Origin of the sequence: Paenibacillus sp. GYB004, from assembly GCF_036577605.1 — a bacterium.
Lineage (GTDB): Bacteria > Bacillota > Bacilli > Paenibacillales > NBRC-103111 > Paenibacillus_AB > Paenibacillus_AB oceani.
In genome coordinates, this window is sequence record NZ_JARBDB010000008.1 from 95,178 (window position 1) to 117,216 (window position 22,039).

8 protein-coding genes are annotated in these 22,039 nt (G+C 60.3%); 3 read left to right on the forward strand and 5 right to left on the reverse strand.

Annotated elements, in window-relative coordinates; all coding sequences use genetic code 11:
• Positions 1 to 41 precede the first annotated feature (41 nt).
• Together PV433_RS04500 and PV433_RS04505 are read right to left on the reverse strand one after the other, a co-directional pair.
• Positions 42 to 3,233 carry a DUF4838 domain-containing protein gene (locus tag PV433_RS04500; RefSeq protein ID WP_332071000.1) on the reverse strand — a complete coding sequence of 1,064 codons (3,192 nt, stop codon included), beginning with the start codon at positions 3,231 to 3,233 and terminating at the stop codon, positions 42 to 44.
• A 25-nt stretch (positions 3,234 to 3,258) separates the two neighbouring features.
• Positions 3,259 to 4,605: an ABC transporter substrate-binding protein gene (locus tag PV433_RS04505; RefSeq protein ID WP_332071001.1), complete on the reverse strand. Its 1,347-nt coding sequence runs from the start codon at positions 4,603 to 4,605 to the stop codon at positions 3,259 to 3,261.
• Between the two features lie 377 nt (positions 4,606 to 4,982).
• On the opposite strand from PV433_RS04505, the gene PV433_RS04510 reads away from it, so the two are divergent.
• A complete protein-coding gene (locus PV433_RS04510; RefSeq protein WP_332071002.1) occupies positions 4,983 to 7,907 on the forward strand; it encodes a TIM-barrel domain-containing protein in 2,925 nt (974 codons plus the stop codon).
• Positions 7,908 to 8,015: 108 nt separating this feature from the next.
• Here the strand turns inward: PV433_RS04510 and PV433_RS04515 are convergent, their stop codons facing one another.
• Together PV433_RS04515 and PV433_RS04520 are read right to left on the reverse strand one after the other, a co-directional pair.
• Positions 8,016 to 11,825, reverse strand: coding sequence for a heparinase II/III domain-containing protein (locus PV433_RS04515; protein ID WP_332071003.1), 3,810 nt, complete (start codon positions 11,823 to 11,825; stop codon positions 8,016 to 8,018).
• A 92-nt stretch (positions 11,826 to 11,917) separates the two neighbouring features.
• Positions 11,918 to 13,270 (reverse strand): ABC transporter substrate-binding protein, encoded by a 1,353-nt coding sequence (locus PV433_RS04520; protein ID WP_332071004.1) that lies wholly within the window; start codon positions 13,268 to 13,270, stop codon positions 11,918 to 11,920.
• 324 nt (positions 13,271 to 13,594) lie between these two features.
• On the opposite strand from PV433_RS04520, the gene PV433_RS04525 reads away from it, so the two are divergent.
• Complete coding sequence (locus PV433_RS04525; protein WP_332071005.1) at positions 13,595 to 15,190, forward strand: FAD-dependent oxidoreductase; 1,596 nt, start codon at positions 13,595 to 13,597, stop codon at positions 15,188 to 15,190.
• A gap of 157 nt (positions 15,191 to 15,347) precedes the next feature.
• Positions 15,348 to 18,260, forward strand: coding sequence for a TIM-barrel domain-containing protein (locus tag PV433_RS04530; RefSeq protein ID WP_332071006.1), 2,913 nt, complete (start codon positions 15,348 to 15,350; stop codon positions 18,258 to 18,260).
• Here PV433_RS04530 and PV433_RS04535 read toward each other — a convergent pair.
• Positions 18,235 to 22,026, reverse strand: a complete 3,792-nt coding sequence (locus tag PV433_RS04535; RefSeq protein ID WP_332071007.1) for a heparinase II/III domain-containing protein — start codon at positions 22,024 to 22,026, stop codon at positions 18,235 to 18,237. The two genes, PV433_RS04530 and PV433_RS04535, sit on opposite strands and share 26 nt — an antisense overlap.
• Positions 22,027 to 22,039: the final 13 nt, after the last annotated feature.

A 22,039-nucleotide genomic window follows, 5' to 3' on the forward strand; every position in this document is an offset into this window, starting at 1 on the left:
CCATATGGAAAACCGCGGGCGGGCACTCGCACCAAGAAGAGCTATGGTTTGGCCATGCTGTAAAATTCGACGTCGTCGATGTACACTTCGACAGGCTCGATACTGGATACAAGGACGATCAATCGCGCTTGCCGGACCTGCTTACCGCTAAGAATCTCCGGAATTTCTCCGTCCAGACGCGCTTCCAGCCATTGAGATTCCGCATCCGCAAGAGTAGTGACCGGGGAACGCACCGTGCTGAAGTTGATCCATTCTCCCTGGTCGTCAAGCAGATCGAAGCCCCATTGGATGCTGCCGGCCGTGTTTCCGCCCTGCGGAATATGGTAACGGAAGCTCATGCTTGCCAGCCCGGGCTCTACGGCGATTACCTGGCTGGGGCCGCCCCATCCTTTCCCATACACCTCCATGCTCACTGTACCGGTAAAGGCCGTCCCTTCCGCCCGCCGAACGGAACGGGTCGATGTGGAACGCGACAACAGCTCCCACGGCGGGGCCGAATCATCGCCGTCCTCGAAGGACGGATTCTGCACCGCGGACGGACGGGACAATGCATGCAGCATCAGCGAGGCGTACTGTCTGCCCTCGGGCGAAGGATGCGTCGCGGCCAGCTCCGACGCCCGAAGCCGTACCGGCCCGCCGGTACTCTCCTGCTCCCTCATGTAATCGACCAGTGTCCAAAACTCCGGCGCATTCCAACCGGACCAGATGAGCTGATTGAACTTTCTCGCATCCATCAGCTGCAGCAGAACCGGATTCGACTTGAAATCGTCCAGAAGCGCGAACCGCTTCCCGGCCATCTCGATCCGCTCTCCGAACAGCTCGACCGAATGCTCCAGGAGGGCAAGCGCCGAAGCCGTGTCGGCCGGCCGCTCGCCGATCCGCGGATAGCTCAGAGCGGACGCTTCATAATATTCGAAGGCACGAAGGAGCAGATGGGCCCTGGCCTTCTGCGGCGCCGTTTCCGCAGCGGCGACAACGGCTTCCAACCATTCGCGGCTGTCAGAGATGTCCTCCTCCGTGACCGCGTTCAAATAACCGGGGTCGGCGAAGTTTTGATAGATGGTGCCGGGCAAAAACCACGGCTCGAGGATGGCGCGCTGCGTCCAAAAGTTTTCCCAATGCTCGTAATATACCTTCAGATACGTCGCCGCCGTCACGCCGACCGCCCGCGAATACCATTCCTGCTGCAGCGCCTCGACGTCTTGTTCGGGATTCCAGAGCAGCTTGGACGCCACCCACGCCTTCGGCCCCTCGCCCCAATTCGGATACAGCTCGGCGTAATACGAGCCGATTCCTTGCTCGCGCGCATGCAGGAGCGTTTCCGCCATTTGGTGCGGGTACACGCGGGGAACGAGATACGGGCTGCCGTAAATGTAATCGTAGTAGCCGATCTGGCCGGCCGCCTGCAGCCAGCTTTCCTCTTCCGCGTAGCCGAGAGTTTTGGCGTCCGGATCGACCCAAGCCATCCGGTCCTTGGTTAGAAAAGGAATGACGCGCGGGTTCAGCGGAAACGACGGCGGACGGATGACCGACTGATAGGCGAGAAGACCGAACCATTTGTCGGGGTAGACGGCCAACACCCGCTCCACGACCTGATTGACCCAATTGTAGTAGACCGGGATCGGATCGCTTTCACAGTAACCGTTCCCGTCGTTGATCCCGAGCGAGTACGACTGCGCATCCGGGTTGTTCTGAAAATATGCCAAAATTTCCACGACGGCCGCGTCCACTGTATCCGGATTCGAGAAGCACGGCTGCCATCCGGAGATCGAATTCGCCGCAGGCGGCTGCCCGTTCGGATAAAACTCCGGATGCGTCGCCCCGAATTTGGACACCGCAAACAGGTTGTACATATTGTGATGGAAGCTGACGGGAGCGTTATAGAACCCTTGCAGCTTGTTTTGCTGCGCCCATAGGTGCAGCTGCTGGTACACATCCGCACCGTTGTCCGGCTTCCCGTGCAGCGGACTAAACACCCGGAATCCGAAGGCCGGTTGTTCCCGGACGATGGTCCGATCCGCCGACAAGTCGCTTATTTGCGGCACATCCTCGCCGTTTGGTCCCGGCATCAGCCAACGAATATCGGCATATCGTTCCAGAAAGCTGTATACGCCGTTCATCGTCCCCCAGACGGTGGTACCGGCGATCGTAACCATTTGGCCTTGCGGGTAAATAACGAACCCGTCGCCGTCCAAGTCGGCGAGCAGCGCATCAAGCGCCGGCGCGTTTCCGTAGACGCTATCCGTCGTGCCGATACGAATGACGACTTGGTTCGGCCCGCCGCCAGCCCCGGCACTGTATTCAGGCTCGGTCATGATCGGCAGAAGCGCGCCCGTCGATTTCCGCACGTAGTCGACCAACGTTTCGGCCGGCCCTCTCCTGACCGGAGTTAACGGTTCGAAGCCCGGATTGGCCAGCGGCACCTCGTTCCCGGTGACCGACCTCAACCGGATATCGTCAAAATAAACGGTTGCCTGCGGGATACCGGTATAAAGTCCCGCAGCGGCATAAGCGGCCTGTGCGGGCGCTGTCCCCGTTACGGACGCCTCGGTCCAGAAGGCGCCGGTTCCGGTTACCCGGAGCCAGGGCTGGCTGCCGATACGCGCCTTGTTCTGGTCGTAATACCGGATAAAGATTTGCGGATCGTCGCCTGATTCGCGATACACCATCGCAGAGACGGTGTAGGTTTCGCCTCCGCTGATCTCGACAAGATCGCTTAACACCCCGTAGGCGGAGCCGTCGTCATCGTTGAAGTGCAGGCTGTAATTGCCCGTATGGCTGACGGCATCGGTCACGGCAATGTTACCGGTCCCGTACGCTTGCGTCCACCCGCGAATACCGTTCGGTACCGGTCCGGGGGCCGTCTCGTCCGGATAAACCGTATCGTCGACGACCACAACCGCATTCGCCTGTCCGCCTAACACGATGTCCAGCGAGGATGCTCCTTGGTTCTCCGGCGGGAAGACTGCGGCTATCCGGTCAAGCGCCGGGGGATGCGGCTCTGCGCCGCCGCCATTCGTCCTCTGTTGCTCCCCCAAGTTCAAAGTCGTTCCGTCCCGATTCATTCGCACGCCCCCTTCTGCAGCGAAGGCGGACTCGCCTTCCGCCTGGTGGCTGCCTCCGTAAACCATACCGTTTGCCGGGTAACCGCCGATCGGCAGGCCCGCGGCCAATATTGCCAATATGAGAAGCTTTGCCCACATGCGCCGGGTATTCCGGTTGCCAACATTCACATGGCCTCCCCCTCTACTGTACGGGTTATTGGTTTTTCAGCTCCGCGATTTTTTTGTCCGCCCGCTCCTCGGCTTCCCGGAGCGCCGTATTCGTATCCTTCCGGCCGCCGACGACTTCGTTGAACGCTTGGATCAGCTCAGCCCTTGCCGCAATGTAGTACTTGTCCTTCACATTCATTTCACCGTAGTTGGGCGGAACGAGCGCCTTGGCGTGCTTTCCTTTCAGCTCCGGAATGCCGCTGCCGAGCAAGTCCATATAGTCGGCCTTTTGCAGCGGCGGCGTAAATCCGTTTTTCACCTGATCCCGCTGGATGTCGTCTGAGAGAAGCTGGGTAACCGCCGCAAACGCTTCTTCCCGGTGCTTGCTGCCGTTTGCGATCAAATAATAGCGCGTGCTGGGCTGCGGTCCTTCCTTCGGCGCGTTTTTGAAGGCGGGAAACAGCGAGATCTCCCAGTTCAGATCCCATTTCTCGCTGGCCGCCCGAACGCCGGCATCGTTGATGCCGAGCAAGATCGCCGCCCGCTTTTCCTTCAGGAATAAATCTCTCGACTTGCTTAGGCTCGTCAGCAAGGCGGGGTCCGGAATATCCGGAAGCATGGTGAACAGCGGCACGGTCCGGTCGAACTTTTGTTTCCAGTACTCGCTGTTCAACGTGGCCTTCAAGGTTTTCGCATCCACATATTGGGGTGCACGCTCGTTCATATCAAGCAGCGCGATAATATCTGCGGCGAAGCCGTAATATTGCATGCCGCCGTCGGACCGGGTAAGCTTTTTCGACGTTTCCAATATGTCTTCCCACGTCATCTTGTCGTTCAAATAAGGTACGCCGAACTTGTCGAACAAGTCCTTGTTGTAATACAGCGTATACGAGCTCACTCGGCCGGGGAGTCCGAGCACCTTGCCGCCGGCCAACTGTTTCATCATATCGATCGTGACCGGGATAAACCGGCTCAGATCGTAGTTGTGCTTCTTAATCAGATCGGAAATATCCGAATCGAGACCCACGTCGATGACTTGCTGCAGGTCGGGAGAAGAAATGATAATATCGATCGGCGTTTTTGCCGCGACGATATCCCGCAGAGTGGTCCCCGTCCCCGGCAGCATATAGTTGAACTTGAAATTCGGATACTTCTTCTGAATGTACTGCCCCTCCGAGCTCATAAATCCTTCGTAATTGCCGCCAAGCAGCGAATATACGGTCAACTCTACCTCTTTGTTCGGATCGACCGCCTCCGCCGTTTTTCCGGTTTCGCCGGGCGGGACCGGCTCCCCGGCTGCGCCCCCGCCGCCTCCTTCTTTGCCGCAAGCGGCCAACAGCAACATTGCCGACATCGCCGCCGCGCCAAGCCACCTTTTATTCGTTCCTCTCATACTCGACATGCCCCTCTCAACTGCTTATTTGCGGAGCAGGTAGCTCGCAAAGAAATGACAACGTTTTCGCCTGCCCACAGCTTTGATTATAGCGGTCCGCTTTTTTCGCCAACAAGAAATCCTCATGACTTCATATCGGATTTTCGTTACTTATGGACGCAGCGTCTTCCCGCTCTGCCGAATCGTCCATTAAAGGACATCAAAATACCGTTTCGCACCAAAAGTCATGAGAATACCGTCCAAGGTCATGAAGTTCATATGATCCTGGTCCGGTATACGGCAGCAATCCCTGGAGGTCAAAAAAATGTGCTAGAATATAGTAAACTTTAGGCTGGATAGCTCCCGTTTTCTTACGGCGCATCAGAGGAGGCGTTTCTGTGAGCAGCACCCGCGCGGCTGTAGTCGTACAAACCCCGACCGGATTACACGTGCGCATCGAACCGATAGCGCCGCATACGTTTCATGTCCGGATGAATCGGACGGGCCGTTTCGAGGAGCCCGCTCCGCTGGCCCGTCTCGGAGTTGTCGCCCCTTCCCCTTCGCCGGTATGCTGGGAAACGAAAACGCGAGTCGAAGAAATAGACGTGAGCACGGACTCGGCCTCTATCCGGATCAACCGCCGTTCCGGAGAACTGTCGCTGTACGGCGCAGCTGGAACGCTGCTCACCCGGCATAACTGCCCGCCTCGCGTTGGCTGCGGGACGGCCGCCGGTACCGGCGGCGCTGCTGCCGGAACGTCCGAAGATGGCTTCGAAACGCAATTTGCGCTTGCTGCAGAAGAACGCATATACGGGTTGGGCGACCAGCACGATACGCCTCTAATGAAACGGGGCTGCAAAATTTCAATTTGCTTTCATGTCGGCAAGGAGGTGCACGCCCCGATCCCGCTGCTCCTGTCAAGCGAAGGGTGGGGGCTGCTGATGGATACCGACCGCCGGCATGAGTTCGACGTCGGCTGCTCCTCGCCGGATGTTGTGCGGATTCGCGGAAGTCGCGGGGAGCTGGCGTTGTACCTGTTCGCAAGCGACGGGCTTGCCGGATTGCTGCAGACGTACGCGGAGCTGACCGGCCCCGCGGCGCTGCTCCCCGTCTGGGCTTACGGGCTTGCTTACAACTGCAACCAACAGACGACGGCCCGCGATATGCTCGAGGATGCGCTGAAATTCCGGCGGGAAGGCATTCCGTGCGATATGATTGGCCTGGAGCCGACCTGGATGGACCGGCCGTTCGATTACGACGCACCCGTCGATTGGCACCCGGACCGTTTCTACAATCCGCAGTGGCTGCCGCAAGGCGCCCACACGTTTATGGGCGCTTTGCGCACAGCCGGATTCAAACTGACCCTCGGTCTATATTTGCAGGACGACGGCGAAGCGGGGCAGCAGCGCAATTTGCCCGAGGACTGGTACGATTTTTTGAAGCCGTTTGTCGCTCAAGGCGTGCTGGGCTTCAACCTGTGCACCAAAATACCGGTCCGGGAAATGGCGAACGTTCCTGTTGCTGCGGACGACAGTGCTCTCGACGCGGAAAATTTACCGCAGTCAACCTTGGTCGGCCGCTCGATCCGGGAAGGCTTCGCCGCTCAGACCGGACAACGGCCGATGATCTATACGCCTGTCGGTTATACCGGCATTCAGAAATATGCCGCCCTCTGGTCGGGCGGAAGGACGCGTGGCCACTTGTCCGTGCTCGGGCTCGGACTCTCCGGCATCCCGCACATGGCCGTCGATATGGAGCTGCACACCGCCGCGGGCATCCACTTCGGTTTTTTTCAGCCTTGGTCGAAGGTGAACAGCTGGGCGTATTGGCGGCACCCTCTTCTGCTCGACCCGGAGCTGCTGCGGCTGTTCAAGACGTACGCCAGGCTCCGCTACCGGCTGCTGCCGTACATTTATTCCGCGGCTCACGTCGCTTCGCGCACCGGACTGCCGATCGCCAGGGCGATGCCGCTCGTCTTTCCCGACGATCCGCACGCCGTCAAGCAGCAAAACCAATACATGTTCGGGGATGCCTTCCTGGTCGCGGTATTTACCGACCGGGTATACTTGCCAGCCGGGGAATGGTACGACTATTGGACCGGGGAAAAGTTCACCGGCCCGGCCGAGATCCCGTACCGCCTCCCCAAGCATGCCGGCGGCCCGCTCTTCGTCCGCGCCGGGGCGATCGTGCCGATGTGGCCGGATACGGAGTATGCAGGGCAGCGGCCGGCCGACCGGCTGGAGCTGCACCTGTACCCGGGCGGCGCCGGCGAATGTACGCTGTATGAGGACGACGGGCTGACGTACGGCTACTTGCGCGGAGAAATGGCTGTGACGAGCATCTTCTGCCGGGACGACGGGCGCGTCTTCAGCGTCGAGATCGGGCTTCGCGCCGGCCGCTATCCCGATATGCCCGAGTGTCGGTCGTGGGACGTCGTCCTTCATACACTTGACAAACCATCGGCCGTCAAGGTCGACGGCCAGTCATGGCGCGAGACGAACGGCTCACACAAGGAACCGCCCTCGGCTTCCTGGTCGTACTACAGAAAAACCGGTACGCTTCGGCTGCACGTTCCCGGTGAAGCGGAACGTCCGGCTTCGCTCCGGCTCGAAATCGTCCGCTCCGACGGCCGCGAAGTTCAGCGGATGTCCGGACGGCAGTGCTCGTCACCCGGACCGAACAGCGACCGTCGAACGGCGGGCGAACTGGAGAAAGATATCGAGGTCGGGCTGGCGACGGGGAGTACGGCCAAGGCGTTGTCCACGCTCGAACGCTGGTGGGCCGTACGGACGGCCGAATCAGACTCGGCTGAAGACGTGCGGGAGCACTGGCTCGCCATGAACGGCCTGTTCGTCAGAACGGCCGAACGGAAAGGAGGGACGCTTCACGAGATCGCCGGAGGCGACCCTCTGCTCCGTACCCGGCTTCAACCGCCCGACAATGCGGAGGATGCCTACAGTTCGCTCGCCTTTATCGCGGCGCGCCTCATCGAATACGGCAAGCGCCGCGGCGATACACACGGCATCGTCCGTCAGGCGACGGACATCATCATGAGCGAGATCGACCAAGAGCTGTCGCTGCAAGCGGTCGCTGACCGGCTCCATCTCAGCTCCTCCTACTTAAGCCGCAAGTTCAAGCATGTTATCGGCCTCGCCTTCTCCGATTATGTGCTTGAAAAAAAGATGAAGCTCGCCAAGGAGCTTCTGCTGGCCGGCTCGACCGTCGCCGCCACCGCGGAGCGTACCGGCTTCAAGGACACCAGCTACTTCATCCGCGTCTTTCGTAAATATTGGGGTGTCACCCCGGGGGAAATGAGGTCTTGAAACATACAAAGCCGCCGGCTATAACCGGCGGCTTCCTGCTTTTTTACCAGTGGCTTGCTGCAGACAACCCGGGCCCCTTTATCGGGGTGGCTTGCCCTTCCCGGCCCATTACGGCGCTAGACGGTTAACAGAGTCAATCCGTAACGTATGCGTCCCGTTCCATGTTGTCCCCGGGAAGTAATGCAAGCGCGAAGGCCGGTCGGCTGTCAAGGCTTCACTTGTATAATCGAAACCCGGGTCCATGTCGACCGCGATAACGGTTTCGCCCGCCGCTTCGTTGCGGGTAACCCCCGTAATCCGGTAGGCATGCGTCGTCTGATCCGGATGATCGACCACGATGTAATGTCCGGCAACCGATGGCGGTACGATGGCCGGGGTCACGAAACCGTTCGTCTCCCCCGGAAGCTGCGCGCGCACTACGTGATGGATGTCCCCCGAGAAAACACCTTCGCCGTTTAGCGTCTCGCTTCCTTTTTGCAGCAGCGTGCCGCCTGCAAGGTACATCGCCTTGACGGCGCCGTTCTCCAGCCGGATGAAGCCCATCTTGCCGATCATCGTCAGATCGCCGGCCGTCAGCGGCTGGCCGTCGTTGTCCGGAGAGCTGAGAATAATGTCCGTGATGCTGCCGTACGAAACGGCGACGATCGCTTCTCTAGACTCCGCATCCGAGTGTAACACCTGGACATTCCCGATCTTCGGTACGGCTCCTCCGGCATAAGGCTCGATGACGTGAACGAATTGACTGCTCAGATCCGCGCCTTCTTTGCGCAGCACGAATTTCGGCATCGTATAGGCGACGGCCTGCGCATTCGTATCGGCGCTCAGGCCGGTTACGCGCGTCGCTCTCAGCGAAGGCGCTTCGCCGATAAACAACCGGTTGTCGCCCGCCCCGGCGAAGCCGAACACCTTCATGCCCGCAAGATCGGCATTGCCGCTGCTCGTCGTCATCGTCAGCTCATAGGAACCTCCCGACACATCGGCGGTTTGGACATCGCGTACGTAAATGTAGCCGTAATACTGGTTGTCGCTCGTTCCGCCGGTGTCGGTCTCCTGGGCAGGGTGAATGATCGTCGGATTGCCTTCCACCAGATACGGACCGTACGGCGTAAGCGGCACATCCGCCGTGATCGCGGCATCGCGGTTCGCGTCGCCGTTCAGCGTATACTCGTGCTTCGCGCCCCCGCTAACCCGGAACAGGTCAAGCACGTACCCTTCCCCGCCGACCGCCCCGTCAAACCCGACGAACCACGGCTCCCTGCTGTAATGGTCCAGCCCCGGATAGGCGTTCTCCTGGTTTGCCCGCATCGCCTGCACGTCACCCGAAGCCGACAGCCGGACGAAGGCGGACAACGTCCCTCCCCGCTTGCCGTCGTCCTTGATCGACGCATCCTTGCCGTCCACGACGACCGTATTGTGGCCCAAGGTGGATAACGTCCATTGCCGGTAAAACGTATGCGTGTATCCGATATCCGGAAGCAGCTCCTGGCCTTCCGCATACAAAGCCAGGTTGAGCGGATCTTTATGGTCGTGACCGTATTTCGGCGAGAACGTCATGTACAGCTGCGACTGGGCGGCTCCTTGTCCGCGGATCAGCTTGGCGATGCCCGCCCCCGGCATAAGCAGCGACGAAACGTTTTGCGGCGCCGTCGCCTTTTGGAACGCCCATGTGTCGTTGATCGGATAATAATAACCGTTCGGATAAGCAAGCAAATTCGGTACGTTCAGCAAGGCGCCGAGCTGCGGCACCGATACGGACGGATCGAAGTTGTCGAACCGCTGTCCGGTGATGGAGGATATATATCCGGGAGGGTCCGTCCATCCGGCGGCGTAACCGGTCGTACCGCGCAGGCCGTTGCTCGTCTGATTGTGATAGGACAACGTAATCTCTTTCCAGAATCCGTCCATATAAAATCCGCTCTCGGCAAAATCGGCCATCCGCTTCACCGCTTCATGAATGTATTGCGGCTCCTTCAGCGCTTTGCCAAGCTGGATCAGGCCGATCCAGTTCGAATATTCGATATTATGGTTCAAGGTCGGATACGAGAACACTTCCTTCAGAGACGGAAGCAGCATCCCGTCTACGATTTTGCTGCGGACATCGACTCCGGTTTCGTCGCTCAGCAGCTCGAACGCGTCCGTTTTATCGACCTCGGCGAAAGCGTCGGCGAGCGGCCGCAGAGCGACAAGCTCCTGCAGCGTCCATCGTTCCCAGATGCCGCCGAAATACGGGTAAGGCGGAGCGGCGCTGCCGTCCAGCGGATACTGAATCCAGACCGTATCGTTAATCCGCACCCAGCCGGGATACGCCTGACTGAACCGGTACAGCAGCCTCGCTGCGCCGAGCGGGTCCGCCGCCGCCAGTTCCTTGGTCCGCTTCACCGCATGCTGACGCTGATAATGCCACAAATGGGCGGACAAAAAGTACCGCTTACCCGAGCTGTCCGTATAATACGGATACTCCACCTGCTGGCCCAGCTTGTTCGTTACCGTAAGCGTATCCGTCTCCGGATACTGCTCGTTCGGATAATCGAGCTTCTGCGTATCTGCGGACGTAATCTTCCACGGGTTGGCAGAGCTCCACGTATAGTTCGCCGAGCGGAATCCAAGCTGCGTATTGTGAGGAATGCCGGCGGCGAAAAACCCGACCTTGTCCGGAATCAGCTGCAGCAACTGCTGCACTTCCGCAGACGGCGGCGCGTAGGTGACTGACGTGACGGGAGCGCCCGGCGCCGGAACGCGATACATTTGTTCGCCGGCCTGGATCAGACTGTTGCGGTCGAATGAAAAGTCTGCGAGCTTGACGGCTCCGCTTCCCGGTCCGAAGGCCGTCAACTGCAGCCGGTACTGTCCGTCCTCAAGCGGCGCAGGGTGTGAGAATTCAATCGTATAATCGGACTTGATCTTGCTCAGCGCCGTATCGTCCAGAACCGTTCGTTCACCGGACGGAGTCGTCCAGTCGAGACGCAGCTCGGCATGCTTTAATTGAGGAAAGCTAGACTTCTTGAACATCAGCACTTTCTCGCCGAAGCTTTTGAACTTCAGGCGAGGCTGCTGCGTCTGCCACGGCTCCGCCAATCCGGCCGAATCGGGAATCGGTGGTCCGGCGAGATACAGGCTGCCCATTCGTCCTTCATTGGTAATCCCGGCATGGAGGATGAATCCCCGCTGCGCCAGCGGACGGTTGCGGTCGTCGTCGATCAGCGCCGATGTGCGGACCGGCGACCAGGCGCTAGCCGGGTGCGGGGAATCCGGCCCGTAGTAACGGACCGCATTCAGCCGCAATTCGGTTCCCGGCGCAAGCTGCGGGCTGCCCAGCGCACTCCACGGAATCGTCATTTCCGCCGTCCAGCTGCCGTCCGGCTGCTTCGCGACGACCGGCGCGACCTTTTGAGTTAACACGAGGTTGACGAACGTTTGCCGGCTGTCCTGCGGGTCCTGACCGGTCCAGTTGTTGAAGTTGATCGAGACGGGATGCGAGTCGGTCGTGATGTTGACGGGAATCATGTAGTACTTATACTCGTCATCCGGCGCGCCCAGCAGCACAAATACCCGTTCCGCCTGCGGCGCCGCATCATAGCCGAGCGGGCTTTGCAGCGCAATATACAAGTTTCCGGCATCATAAACGGCTTTCATGATCGTATCGCGCTCCACCGGCTGCACGTCGTAAAACGTGCGGAACTGGCCCATCCCGGGCGCTCCCGCCCATGCGGCTTCGTTCAGCAGCCCGTCGGCCGCAATCGCCCCGCCGCCGAGCGGCAAGGCAATCCCGAAGCGGTCATCCAGCAGCTCCACCTCCGGATAGGCGTCCGGATCGGGAACCTGATTGGCGGCATACAGGCCGGGCACAACGGCGGCTAGCAGCACGATCAGGAACAAGATCGACCAAATCGTCTTAGCGTCGCGAATAAGCTTCATCATCGTATCACTCCTTCAACTATGGATGATCCGGTCGGCTCCTGCTGTCACTTCCGCAGCGATGGCCGCTGCCGGCGTTTCGCTGCGGAAGAAGGCTACTTGTTCTTCAGTTCCTCGATCTTTTTGTTCGCGCGCTCCTCCGCTTCGCGAAGCGCCGTATTGACGTCCTTCTGGCCGGAGGCCGCCTGGTTGAACGAGGCGATCAGCTCCGCCCTTGCGGCGATATAATATTGATCCTTCACATTCATTTCCCCGTAGTTCGGCGGAACGAGCGCTTTTACATTTTTCCCCTTCAGCTCGGGAATGCCGCTGCCGAGCGAGTCGATGTAACCGATCTTTTGCAAGGGAGGCGTGGCCGCCGCCGCAACCAGTTCCTTCTGAATGTCGTCGGATACGAAATGAGTGATAGCCGCAAAAGCTTCTTCCCGGTGCTTGCTGCCCGAAGAGATCAAATAGTAGCGGGTGCTCGGCTGAGGCCCTTCTTTCGGCGATCCTTTAAAGGCGGGAAATGGCGCAATATCCCAGTTCATATCCCACTTCTCGGCGACCGCCCTGGTGCCGGCGTCGTTGACGCCGATCACGATCGCCACATTTTTGTCCTTGGTAAACATCGATCTCGATTGGGTCAGATTCGTCAGCTTGGGCACAAGCGTTTTGTCAGAGACGATGTCGTAGAGCGGAAGCGTCCGGTCGAAGATCCGCTTCCAATAATCGGTGTTGAGCGTCGCCTTGACCGTCTTCGGATCGACGTATTGCGGAGCGCGCTCATTCATGTCCAGAAGCGAGATAATATCTCCAGCGAAGCCGATGTACTGCACGCCCCCCTCAACCCGGGTGAGCCGTCTGGCCGTCTCCAGAATATCTTCCCACGTCATCTTGTCATTCAGATACGGCACGCCGAACTTATCGAACAGATCCTTGTTGTAATACAGCGTGTACGAGCTTACCCGGACGGGGAGACCGGGCACCTTGCCCCCGGCGATCTGCTTCATCATGTCGATCGTAACCGGGATGAAGCGGTTCAGGTCATAGTTGTATTTCCCGACCAGATCGGAAATGTCCGACAGGAGCCCGACGTCGATGATCGGCTGCAGGTCCGGGGTCGAGATAATAATATCGATCGGCGTCTTGGACGTAACGACATCGTTCAGCGAGGTGCCGGGCCCGGGTGCGATAAATTTGAATTTGAAATTCGGATATTTCCGCTGGATATACTTTCCTTCCGACTCCATAAATCCTTCGTAATTGCCGCTTAGCATCGAATAAACCGTCAATTCCGCCTCTTTGTTCGGATCGACCGGCTCCGCCTTGACACTGCCGGGAGCTTTCGTCCCTTCCGGCGTTTTCTCCGGCTGCGCGGCGTCTCCTCCGCTTTTGCCGCATGCGGCCAAAAGCAGAAAAGCCGCTGCCGCCGTCGTACCAATCCACGCTTTGTTCCTATTTCTCATTTCGGCTTCGCCCCTCTCAGGTTACTGTTGGTTGGAACGGGCGTGTTCCGCATATCCCGTCATATCGGGAAGTTTTGCCGCTTGGTAACGTTTTCACCCGTTCGTTGCTTCCGATTATACGGACTGCCCGTAAGCCCAACAAGAAAGCTTTATGACTTCGGATAGTAATTTGATTGCCTCTCGGCGCCTTCTGCACCCGAATTTGCCAAATCCGGACGACAAGGTCATGAGAATACCATTACATGTCATCAGACTTGCTTATCCCGGGCCGGGTTCCAAGCTACCATGAATAAGAATTCACTAACCATCCTGGAGGTATGTAAGATGATACATGAAATGAAAGCGGACATCGTCATTATCGGGGGGAGCCTGGGCGGCTGCGCCGCCGCGCTCGCCGCAGCAAGACTCGGCAAAACCGTCGTGATGACCGAAGAAACGGAATGGATCGGAGGACAACTGACCAGCCAGGCGGTTCCTCCCGACGAGCACCACTGGATTGAGACGTTCGGATGTACGGCCAGCTACCGGCGGTTCCGCAACGGAGTGCGCAATTATTACCGGCAGCACGTTCCGCTTAGTCTAGAGGCGGCGGCGCTCCCCCATTTCAATCCAGGCAACGCCAAAGTGAGCCGGATCAGCCACGATCCGCGCGTCGCCCTCGCCGTATTGCTGGAAATGCTGGCTCCGTACACGCTTTCCGGCCGGGTAGTCGTCCTGACCCGCTGCCGCCCCGAATCGGCCGAGACGGACGGGGACCGTGTTCGTTCGGTCACGGTGCGGCATAGCCTGACGGACAGCCGGACGGTGTTGTTCGCGCCTTATTTTCTGGACGCGACCGACTGCGGGGATCTGCTGCCGCTTACCGGTACGGAGTATGTCACCGGAGCGGAGTCCCAGTCGGAGACGAACGAAAGACATGCGCTGGTAGGACCGGCCAATCCGCAAGACATGCAGGCCATTACGCACTGCTTCGTCGTCGATTATCTCGAAGGCGAGACACATACGATCGACAAGCCGAACGATTACGCCTTCTGGCGTTCGTACCGTCCCGACTTTTGGCCCGATCAGTTTCTCAGCCTCTCAGGCGTCCGGCCGTCCACGCTCGAACCGGTCCGCTACGATCTGTTCCCGGGCAAGCAAGGGCTGACGTTCTGGGAAGGGTTCTCGCTCGTCTCTTACCGGCGTCTGGCAGACAAAACCCTTTTCGCTGACGGCACGTTTGCGGGCGATGTGACGGTCGTCAATTGGCCGCAGAACGATTACTTTCTCGGCTCGATCATCGATGTCGACGAAGCGGAAAAAGCCCGCAATCTGCAGCGGGCCAAGGAACTCAGCCTGTCCTTGCTTTACTGGCTGCAGACGGAGGCTCCGCGTCCGGACGGCGGCTGCGGTTACCCCGGATTCCGGCTGCGCAGGGACGTATTCGGCACCGAGGACGGGATGGCCCTGTATCCGTATATTCGCGAGTCGCGCCGGATCAAGGCGGAATTTACGCTGCTGGAGCAACACGTCAACCCGCTGGACCGTCCGGACGGCCGCTCGGAGACGTTCGCCGATTCCGTCGGAATCGGACACTACGGGATCGACCTTCATCCTAGCACGGGCAACCGGCACTATATCCACCTGTCTGCCCTGCCGTTCCAAATTCCACTGGGCAGCCTGATTCCGGTCCGGATGAACAATTTGCTGCCTGCTTGCAAAAATATCGGTACGACGCATATTACGAACGGCTGCTACCGGCTGCATCCGGTGGAATGGAATATCGGCGAAGCCGCCGGCGCTTTGGCCGCCTTCTGCCTCGACCGCGGCGAAAGCCCGCGTGCTGTGCGGAATAACGCAGCGCTTCTGGAGGAGTTCCAGAACGCACTCCAGTCGCAAGGAGTCGAGCTCGCCTGGCCGGAGCCTGCCGTCTCCCGCTGATTACCGGGGCCGGCGCTTCCGGCCGCGAACCAGACTGACCGGCAGCGATGCCGCGTATGGCGCTCCCCCTCCCTGCACGGGTCCGGATTATGCTAAAATGTAGAAAACTAGAAGCAGGGCCGATCCGTCTTGACCCGGCTCATCCGAGGGGGCATCCATGTTGAGCATCGCTGCAACTTCCGTAACCGTCCATACCCCGAACGGCTTGTATATCCGCATCGAACCGGTCGCTCCGCATACGTTTCATATCCGGGCGAGCCGAACGGGAACGTTCGGGGAGCCCGCTCCGCTCACCCGGCTCGGCATCGTCGCGCCTCCCGCCTTGCCGGCTCTCCGGGAGACGGAGGAAGCCGGCGATGAGCTGCGCGTCGTTATAGAGACGGCGGCGCTCCGAATCAACCGCCTTAGCGGAGAGATGTCGCTTTCCGGCATAGACGGAAAGCCGCTGGCCCGGTTAACCCGGCCTCCGCTCGTCGGCGGACAAGCCTCCGGTCCGGACGGCGACCGGGACCGGTTCGAGGTCCAGTTCGCGCTGGCCGAAGAGGAACGGCTGTACGGTCTGGGCGACCATTACGAGACGCCGCTGATGAAGAGAGGGTACCGCGTCGATATCCGCCTGCTCGGGCGGGTGCACGCTCCCGTCCCGCTGCTTCTGTCAAGCGAAGGGTGGGCGCTCTTGATGGACACGGACCAGGAGCACGCCTTCGATGTCGGCTGCTCCGAACTGGACCGTATGAGCGTGTGCGGCAGCGGCGCCGAGCTGGCGTTTTACTGGATCGCAGGCGGCAATCTGGCCGAACTGCTGGAGAAGTATACCGCCTTGACCGGCCCCGCCGCGCTGCTGCCCATCTGGGCTTACGGTCTGACCTTCAACTGCAACCAGCAGGCGACGGCGCGCGATATGATCGAGGACGCCCTGAAGTTCCGGCGGGAAGGCATTCCGTGCGATATGATCGGACTGGAGCCGACCTGGATGGACCGAAGCTTTGACTACGACGCCCCCGTGAACTGGCACCCCGACCGGTTTTACATTCCGCAATGGATGCCGGAAGGCGCGCATACGTTCATGGGCGTTTTGCGCACGATGGGGTTCAAGCTTACGCTCGGCCTTTATTTGCGCGACCAGGACGGTCCCGCAGCGCATCGCGATGCCGATTTGCAGTGGTACGACTATTTGAAGCCGTTCGTCGCCCAAGGGGTGCAGGGCTTCAATCTGTGCACCCGGCGTCCGGTGCAGGAGCAAGTGGACCCGGCCGATTCCCAGGACGGTGCCGGCCCGGACCGGTCCATCCTGCCCCAATCGACCGTACTCGGACGCGTCATCCAGGAAGGCTTCGCCGCCCAGACCGGGCGGCGGCCTCTGATCTGCACGCCTGTCGGATATACCGGCATTCAGAAATACGCCGCAATCTGGTCGGGGGGACGGCCGAAGCCTCATTTATCCGTGCTCAGTCTCGGCTTGTCGGGCATTCCGCATATGGCCGCCGATATGAACCTGCACACCGCCGCGGGCATCCACTGCGGCTTCTTCCAGCCTTGGTCGAAAGTGAACAGCTGGGCGTACTGGAGACATCCGCTCCTGCTCGATTCGGGCCTGCTGCGCCTGTTCAAAATGTACGCCAAGCTCCGCTACCGGCTGCTGCCTTACATTTATTCCGCCGCCCACGTCGCCGTACGCACCGGGCTGCCGATCGCCAGGGCGATGCCGCTGGCGTATCCCGACGACCCCCGGGCCGTCGAGCTGCACAATCAATACATGTTCGGGGACGATTTCCTGGTGGCGGTGTTTACCGAGCAAGTTTATTTGCCTGCAGGGGAATGGATCGATTACTGGAGCGGCAAAACGTATTCCGGCCCGGCCGAGATCGCGTACCGCACCCCCGAACAAGCAGGTGGTCCTCTCTTCGTCCGGGCGGGTGCAATCGTGCCGATGTGGCCGGACGTGCAATATGCGGGACAGCAACCGGCCGAACGGCTGGAATTGCACCTGTATCCGGGCGGAAGCCGCGAATATGCGTTCAACGAGGATGACGGGACGACGTTCGGCTATAGGTGCGGCGAATGGGCGACGACCCGCATCGCCTGTGAAGAGGACAGACGGGGATTCAGCGTCGAGATCGCGGCTCCCGCCGGATCTTATACCGGCATGCCGGAGAACCGGACATGGGACATCGTCATTCACTATACCGACAAGCCGGCGGCTGTCAAAGTCGACGGCGAGGATTGGCGCGAGAGCGCAGGCTCGGCAAGCTCCCGCAAAGACCCGCCGCCGTCCTCCTGGTCGTATCACCGAAAAACCGGTACGATTCGGCTGATCGTGCAAGTAGACGCCGGGCGGTTGTCTCCGGTCCGGATCGAGGTGAGCCGCTCCGGCAAGGCGGAAACGCGGCAAGCCTCCGTCCGGTCGCTGCCGCTGCGGCCGAGCGGCACAAAGCGTACGGCGGGCGAGCTGGAAAAAGATATCGAGGTCGGGCTGGAGACGGGCAATGCAGCCAAGGCGTTGTCCGCCTTGGAGGATTGGTGGAACATCCGGACAGCCAGGTCGGACGCCGCCGAAGACGTGCGCGAGCATTGGCTGGCCATGAACGGCTTGTTCGTCCGAGCGGCGGAACGCAAAGGGCGGACTCTCCACGAGATCGCGGAGGAAGATCCGCGCTTCGGCTCCAGCCGCCAACCGCCGGACAACGCGAAAGAAGCTTACGCTTCTCTGGCGCAAGCGGTCTCGCTCATTATCGAATCCAACAGCCGGCAGCCCGGCAAAACGAATGAAATCGTCCGCCAGGCTACGGATATTATCCGAAGCGAGCTGGACCGCGAGCTTTCCTTGCACGCGGTCGCGGACCGCCTCCATCTCAATTCCTCGTACCTGAGCCGGAGATTCAAGCGGGAAATCGGGCTGTCCTTCTCCGACTACGTGCTGGAGAAAAAAATGGAGCTCGCAAAGGAGCTCCTCCTGTCCGGCTCGACGGTCAGTGCCGCCGCGGAACAGACCGGCTTCAAGGACACAAGTTACTTTATCCGCGTGTTCCGCAAATATTGGGGCGTCAGGCCGGGGGAAATGAAGCCTTAACCGAGTTGTCGATATGGAACGTATGCGGGCCGGTCCACACAGTCTGAGGAAAACAGGTCATACGCGACGCCCTTCCCGCTTCGGAACTTTGACCGGAGGGGGCTTCCGTATAGGCAAACCCGGGGTCCTCGTCGAGTTCGATCCGGGTTTGTCCCGTTATCCCGCAGCGGCAGATCGAGGCGATCGGATATACCGAAGTGGTCGAATCGGGATGCGTGACCACGATGTACGGACCCGTAACGTCCGGCGGAAGCGCCGTCCCGGTAATCAGCACATGTCTCCCGCCCTCCCGGTCGGGCTGAAGCACGTCCGCGATCGTGCCGGACACCGGTCCGGAGCCGCTCAGCGTCCGGCCCGGCGCCGCAAGCCGCGTCCCCCCGATCAGAGCCATATGCCGGACGGTTCCGTTCACCATACGGATGATGCCGGCTTTGCCCTCCAGTTCCCATTCCCCCGTCCGCAAAGGCTCGCCGCTGTAGCGCGGCGCACTTATCACAATATCGGTAACGTCCCCATACGTTACGGCCACTACAGCCCGCTGTGAAGCCTCATCGGACAACAGCACGTCCACCCGTCCGATCCGGGGCGCGCTGCCGGCTGCGCACGGCTCCATCACATGGACGAACTGGCTGTTCAGCTTTTCTTCGCCTGCACGTTCCCTGCGCACAATCCATTTGGGCAGCTCGTACCGGACCGCTTCGCTGTTGCGGTCCCCGGCCAGCCCGTTCAGCCGGGTCGACCGGAGGGAAGGCGCGCGCCCAAGAAACACCCGGTTGTTCCCCGGTCCGGCATAACCGTGCACCTGCATGCCGGACTGTTGTCCGTCTGCGCCGCTCGTCGTCATTGCCATCACATAAGCGCCGTCCGGCAGCTCCGCGGTGCGGACATCTTTTACATACGTATAAGCGTAATACTGATTATCACTCGTTCCCCCGGTATCGGTTTCCTGCTTCGGCAGGATAATATCCGGATGTCCCTCGATCAGATGCGGCCCGTATTCCGCCAGCGCCAGGTTTGCGCTCATGACCGCATCCCGGTTCGCGTCCCCGTTTAACGCGTACTCGTGACGCGTCCCGCCGCAGACGCGGAACAGATCGAGCACGTAACCTTCGGCGCCCGCAGCATCTTCGAATCCTACAAACCACAGCTCCCGCTCATATACGGACACTTCTTCATAAGCGTGCTCCTGCCGGGCGCGAACGGTCTGCACGTCCAGCGGCCCGGCCAGCCGGGAGAACAACTCGAGATTGCCCCCGCCCCGGGCGCGGCCGCTGACCGACGCGTCCCGGCCGTTTACGGTTACCGTATTGTGGCCCAGCGTCGACAACGTCCACTGCCGGTAAAACGTGTGCGTATACCCGAGATCCGGCAAAAGCTCCTGCCCCTCCGCATACAGCGACAGCTGCAGCGGATCTTTGTGATCATGCCCGTTGTACGGGGAGAAGGTCAAATACAGCTGGGCCTGGTCAGCGCCGGCTCCCCGCGTCAGCTTGACGATTCCCGCAGCCGGCATACTTAGCGATTCCGTACACATCGGCTGCTCCGCTTTCTGGGACGCCCACGTATCGTTGACGGGCACACAGGCGCCGTCCGGATAAGCCAGCAAGCCGGGCACGCGGATCATTCGTCCGAACAGCGGCAGCACGGCTTCCGGGTCGAACGAATCGAAGCGCCGTCCGTCGCGCGGAGAGACGTATCCCGGCGGATCGCTCCAGCCCTGGAGATGCCGGATCGTCTGCCGGATGCCGTTAATCGTCTGCAGATGGTAGGAGAGCGTAATTTCTTTCCAGAACCCGTCCGGCAAAAAGGAGCATTCAGCAAACTTCGCCATCCGCTCGACCGCTTCATGCACATACTGCGGCTCGCCGAGCGCCTTGCCCAGCAGGATCAGGCCGATCCAGTTCGGATAATCGACGTTGTGCTGCAGCACCGGATACGTCAGCGCCGATTCCAGCGACGGGCGGAGCATGCCGTTGATGATCGCGCTGCGGACATCTTCCCCGGCTTCCCCGCTCAGCACCTCGAACGCATCCGTCCGCTCGACCTCTATAAACGCTTCGAGCAGCGGCAGCAAGCCGTGCAGATCCATCAGACTCCAACGATCCCACATGCCGCCGAAATACGGGTACGGCGGACCTGCGCGTCCGTCGACCGGATGCTGCACCCAGACCGAGTCGTTCATGCGCACCCAACCTTCGTACCGGCGCGCGAACCGGTATAGCAGCCTCGCCGCGCCCAGCGGGTCCTCCGATGCGAGGCGGGCCGTCTCGCGAACGGCATGCTTGCGCTGAAAATGCCACAAGTGGGCGGACAAAAAATAGCGTCCTCCTTCGCCGTCCTCGTAATACGGATAAACGACGGATTCCCCGCGTTTGTTCCATACGGTCAGCGACTTCGACTCCGGGTACTGGTCGTTCGGATACGCCATGCCATCGTCGTCTACGGAACGGATCGACCAGGGCGACTCGGGACTCCACGTAAAATTGGTGGAACGGAAGCCGAGCAGCGGACGATGCGGCACCCCGGAGCCGAAAAATCCGATTCGCTTCGGAATCAGCCGCTCCAGAAACAGCACTTCGCCGGAAGGGGGCGCATACGGTACCGCCATCCGCCCGGCCCGGCCTTGTGCCAAAGGCCGGACGGCCCGCTCTCCCGCTGCGATCAAATCGCACCGGTCGAACATCAGCAAGGCGAATGGCGCGGCGCTCCCGTCGCTTTTTTCCGCCGGCAGCCGGATTTGGTACAGGCCGTCAACCCGCGGCTCGGGATGGACGAAGTCGAGCTTGCATTCCGTACCTTGCCGGTGTACGGCTGTCGCCTCAACCGGCGTTTCCCTGCCGAGCGGGTCGACCCAGACGATGGCCGTCGTCCGCACAGCAGGATGATCCAATGCGCCGGTATCGTGCAACACGAGCGTTTTGCACGTAAAGCTCCGAACCTTCAAAGAGGCGGATAAGCCGGCGGACGGCTCTGCCGCCACCGCCTCCGCAGTCGACATCCCAGGCCCGGCAGTTGGCCCTCCGGCAGGAGGACGATCGACAAAAACGGAACCGAGCCGGCCTTCGTTCGCAACGAACACGTGCAGGCGGAATATCCGTTGTTCCAAAGGCCGATGAATATCGTCCATCAGGACCGTGCCGGTCCGAATCGGAATCCAGGAGCATAACGGTTCGGAAGCGTCCGGTCCGCAATAGCGGATGATGTTGAATCTCCATTCCGCGCCGGATTGTACATCCTGCGATCCGAGCGCGTTCAGCGGAATGGAGATCTCCGCACTCCAGCTTCCGTCCGTCCGGTTCGATACCGCTTGCCTGACGCCGTGTCCGCTCCCAAGCTCGATGAATTGCTGCCGCCTGTCCGTGAGCTCAGCCCCCGTCCAATTGTTGTAGCCGATCACGATCGGATGCGAGCCTTGCCTCACAACGACAGGAACCGAGTAAAATACGTCACGCTCCGAAGGCGTGCCGAACAGGAGGAATACGTTTTCCGCTTCGGGAACCGCCGCCGGGTATGAGGCGCTCTCAAGCGCTACGTATAGATGGCGGTCATCGTACAGCAGCTTGGCACGCATATCCCTTCCGGCAGGCCGGTTATGAAACATCGTAACGAATCCGCTAATCTCAGCCGCCCCCGCCCACTCGCGTTCACCCGGTTCCCCGTCAATTAGGGGGGCGGATTCCGCTTTCGCCATAACCGCCCATCTGTCCGTATATAACCGGACCGCCGGTTCCGCGGCGTTTTCGCTTGCCGTTCCCAATCGACCCACTCCGATCCCCTCC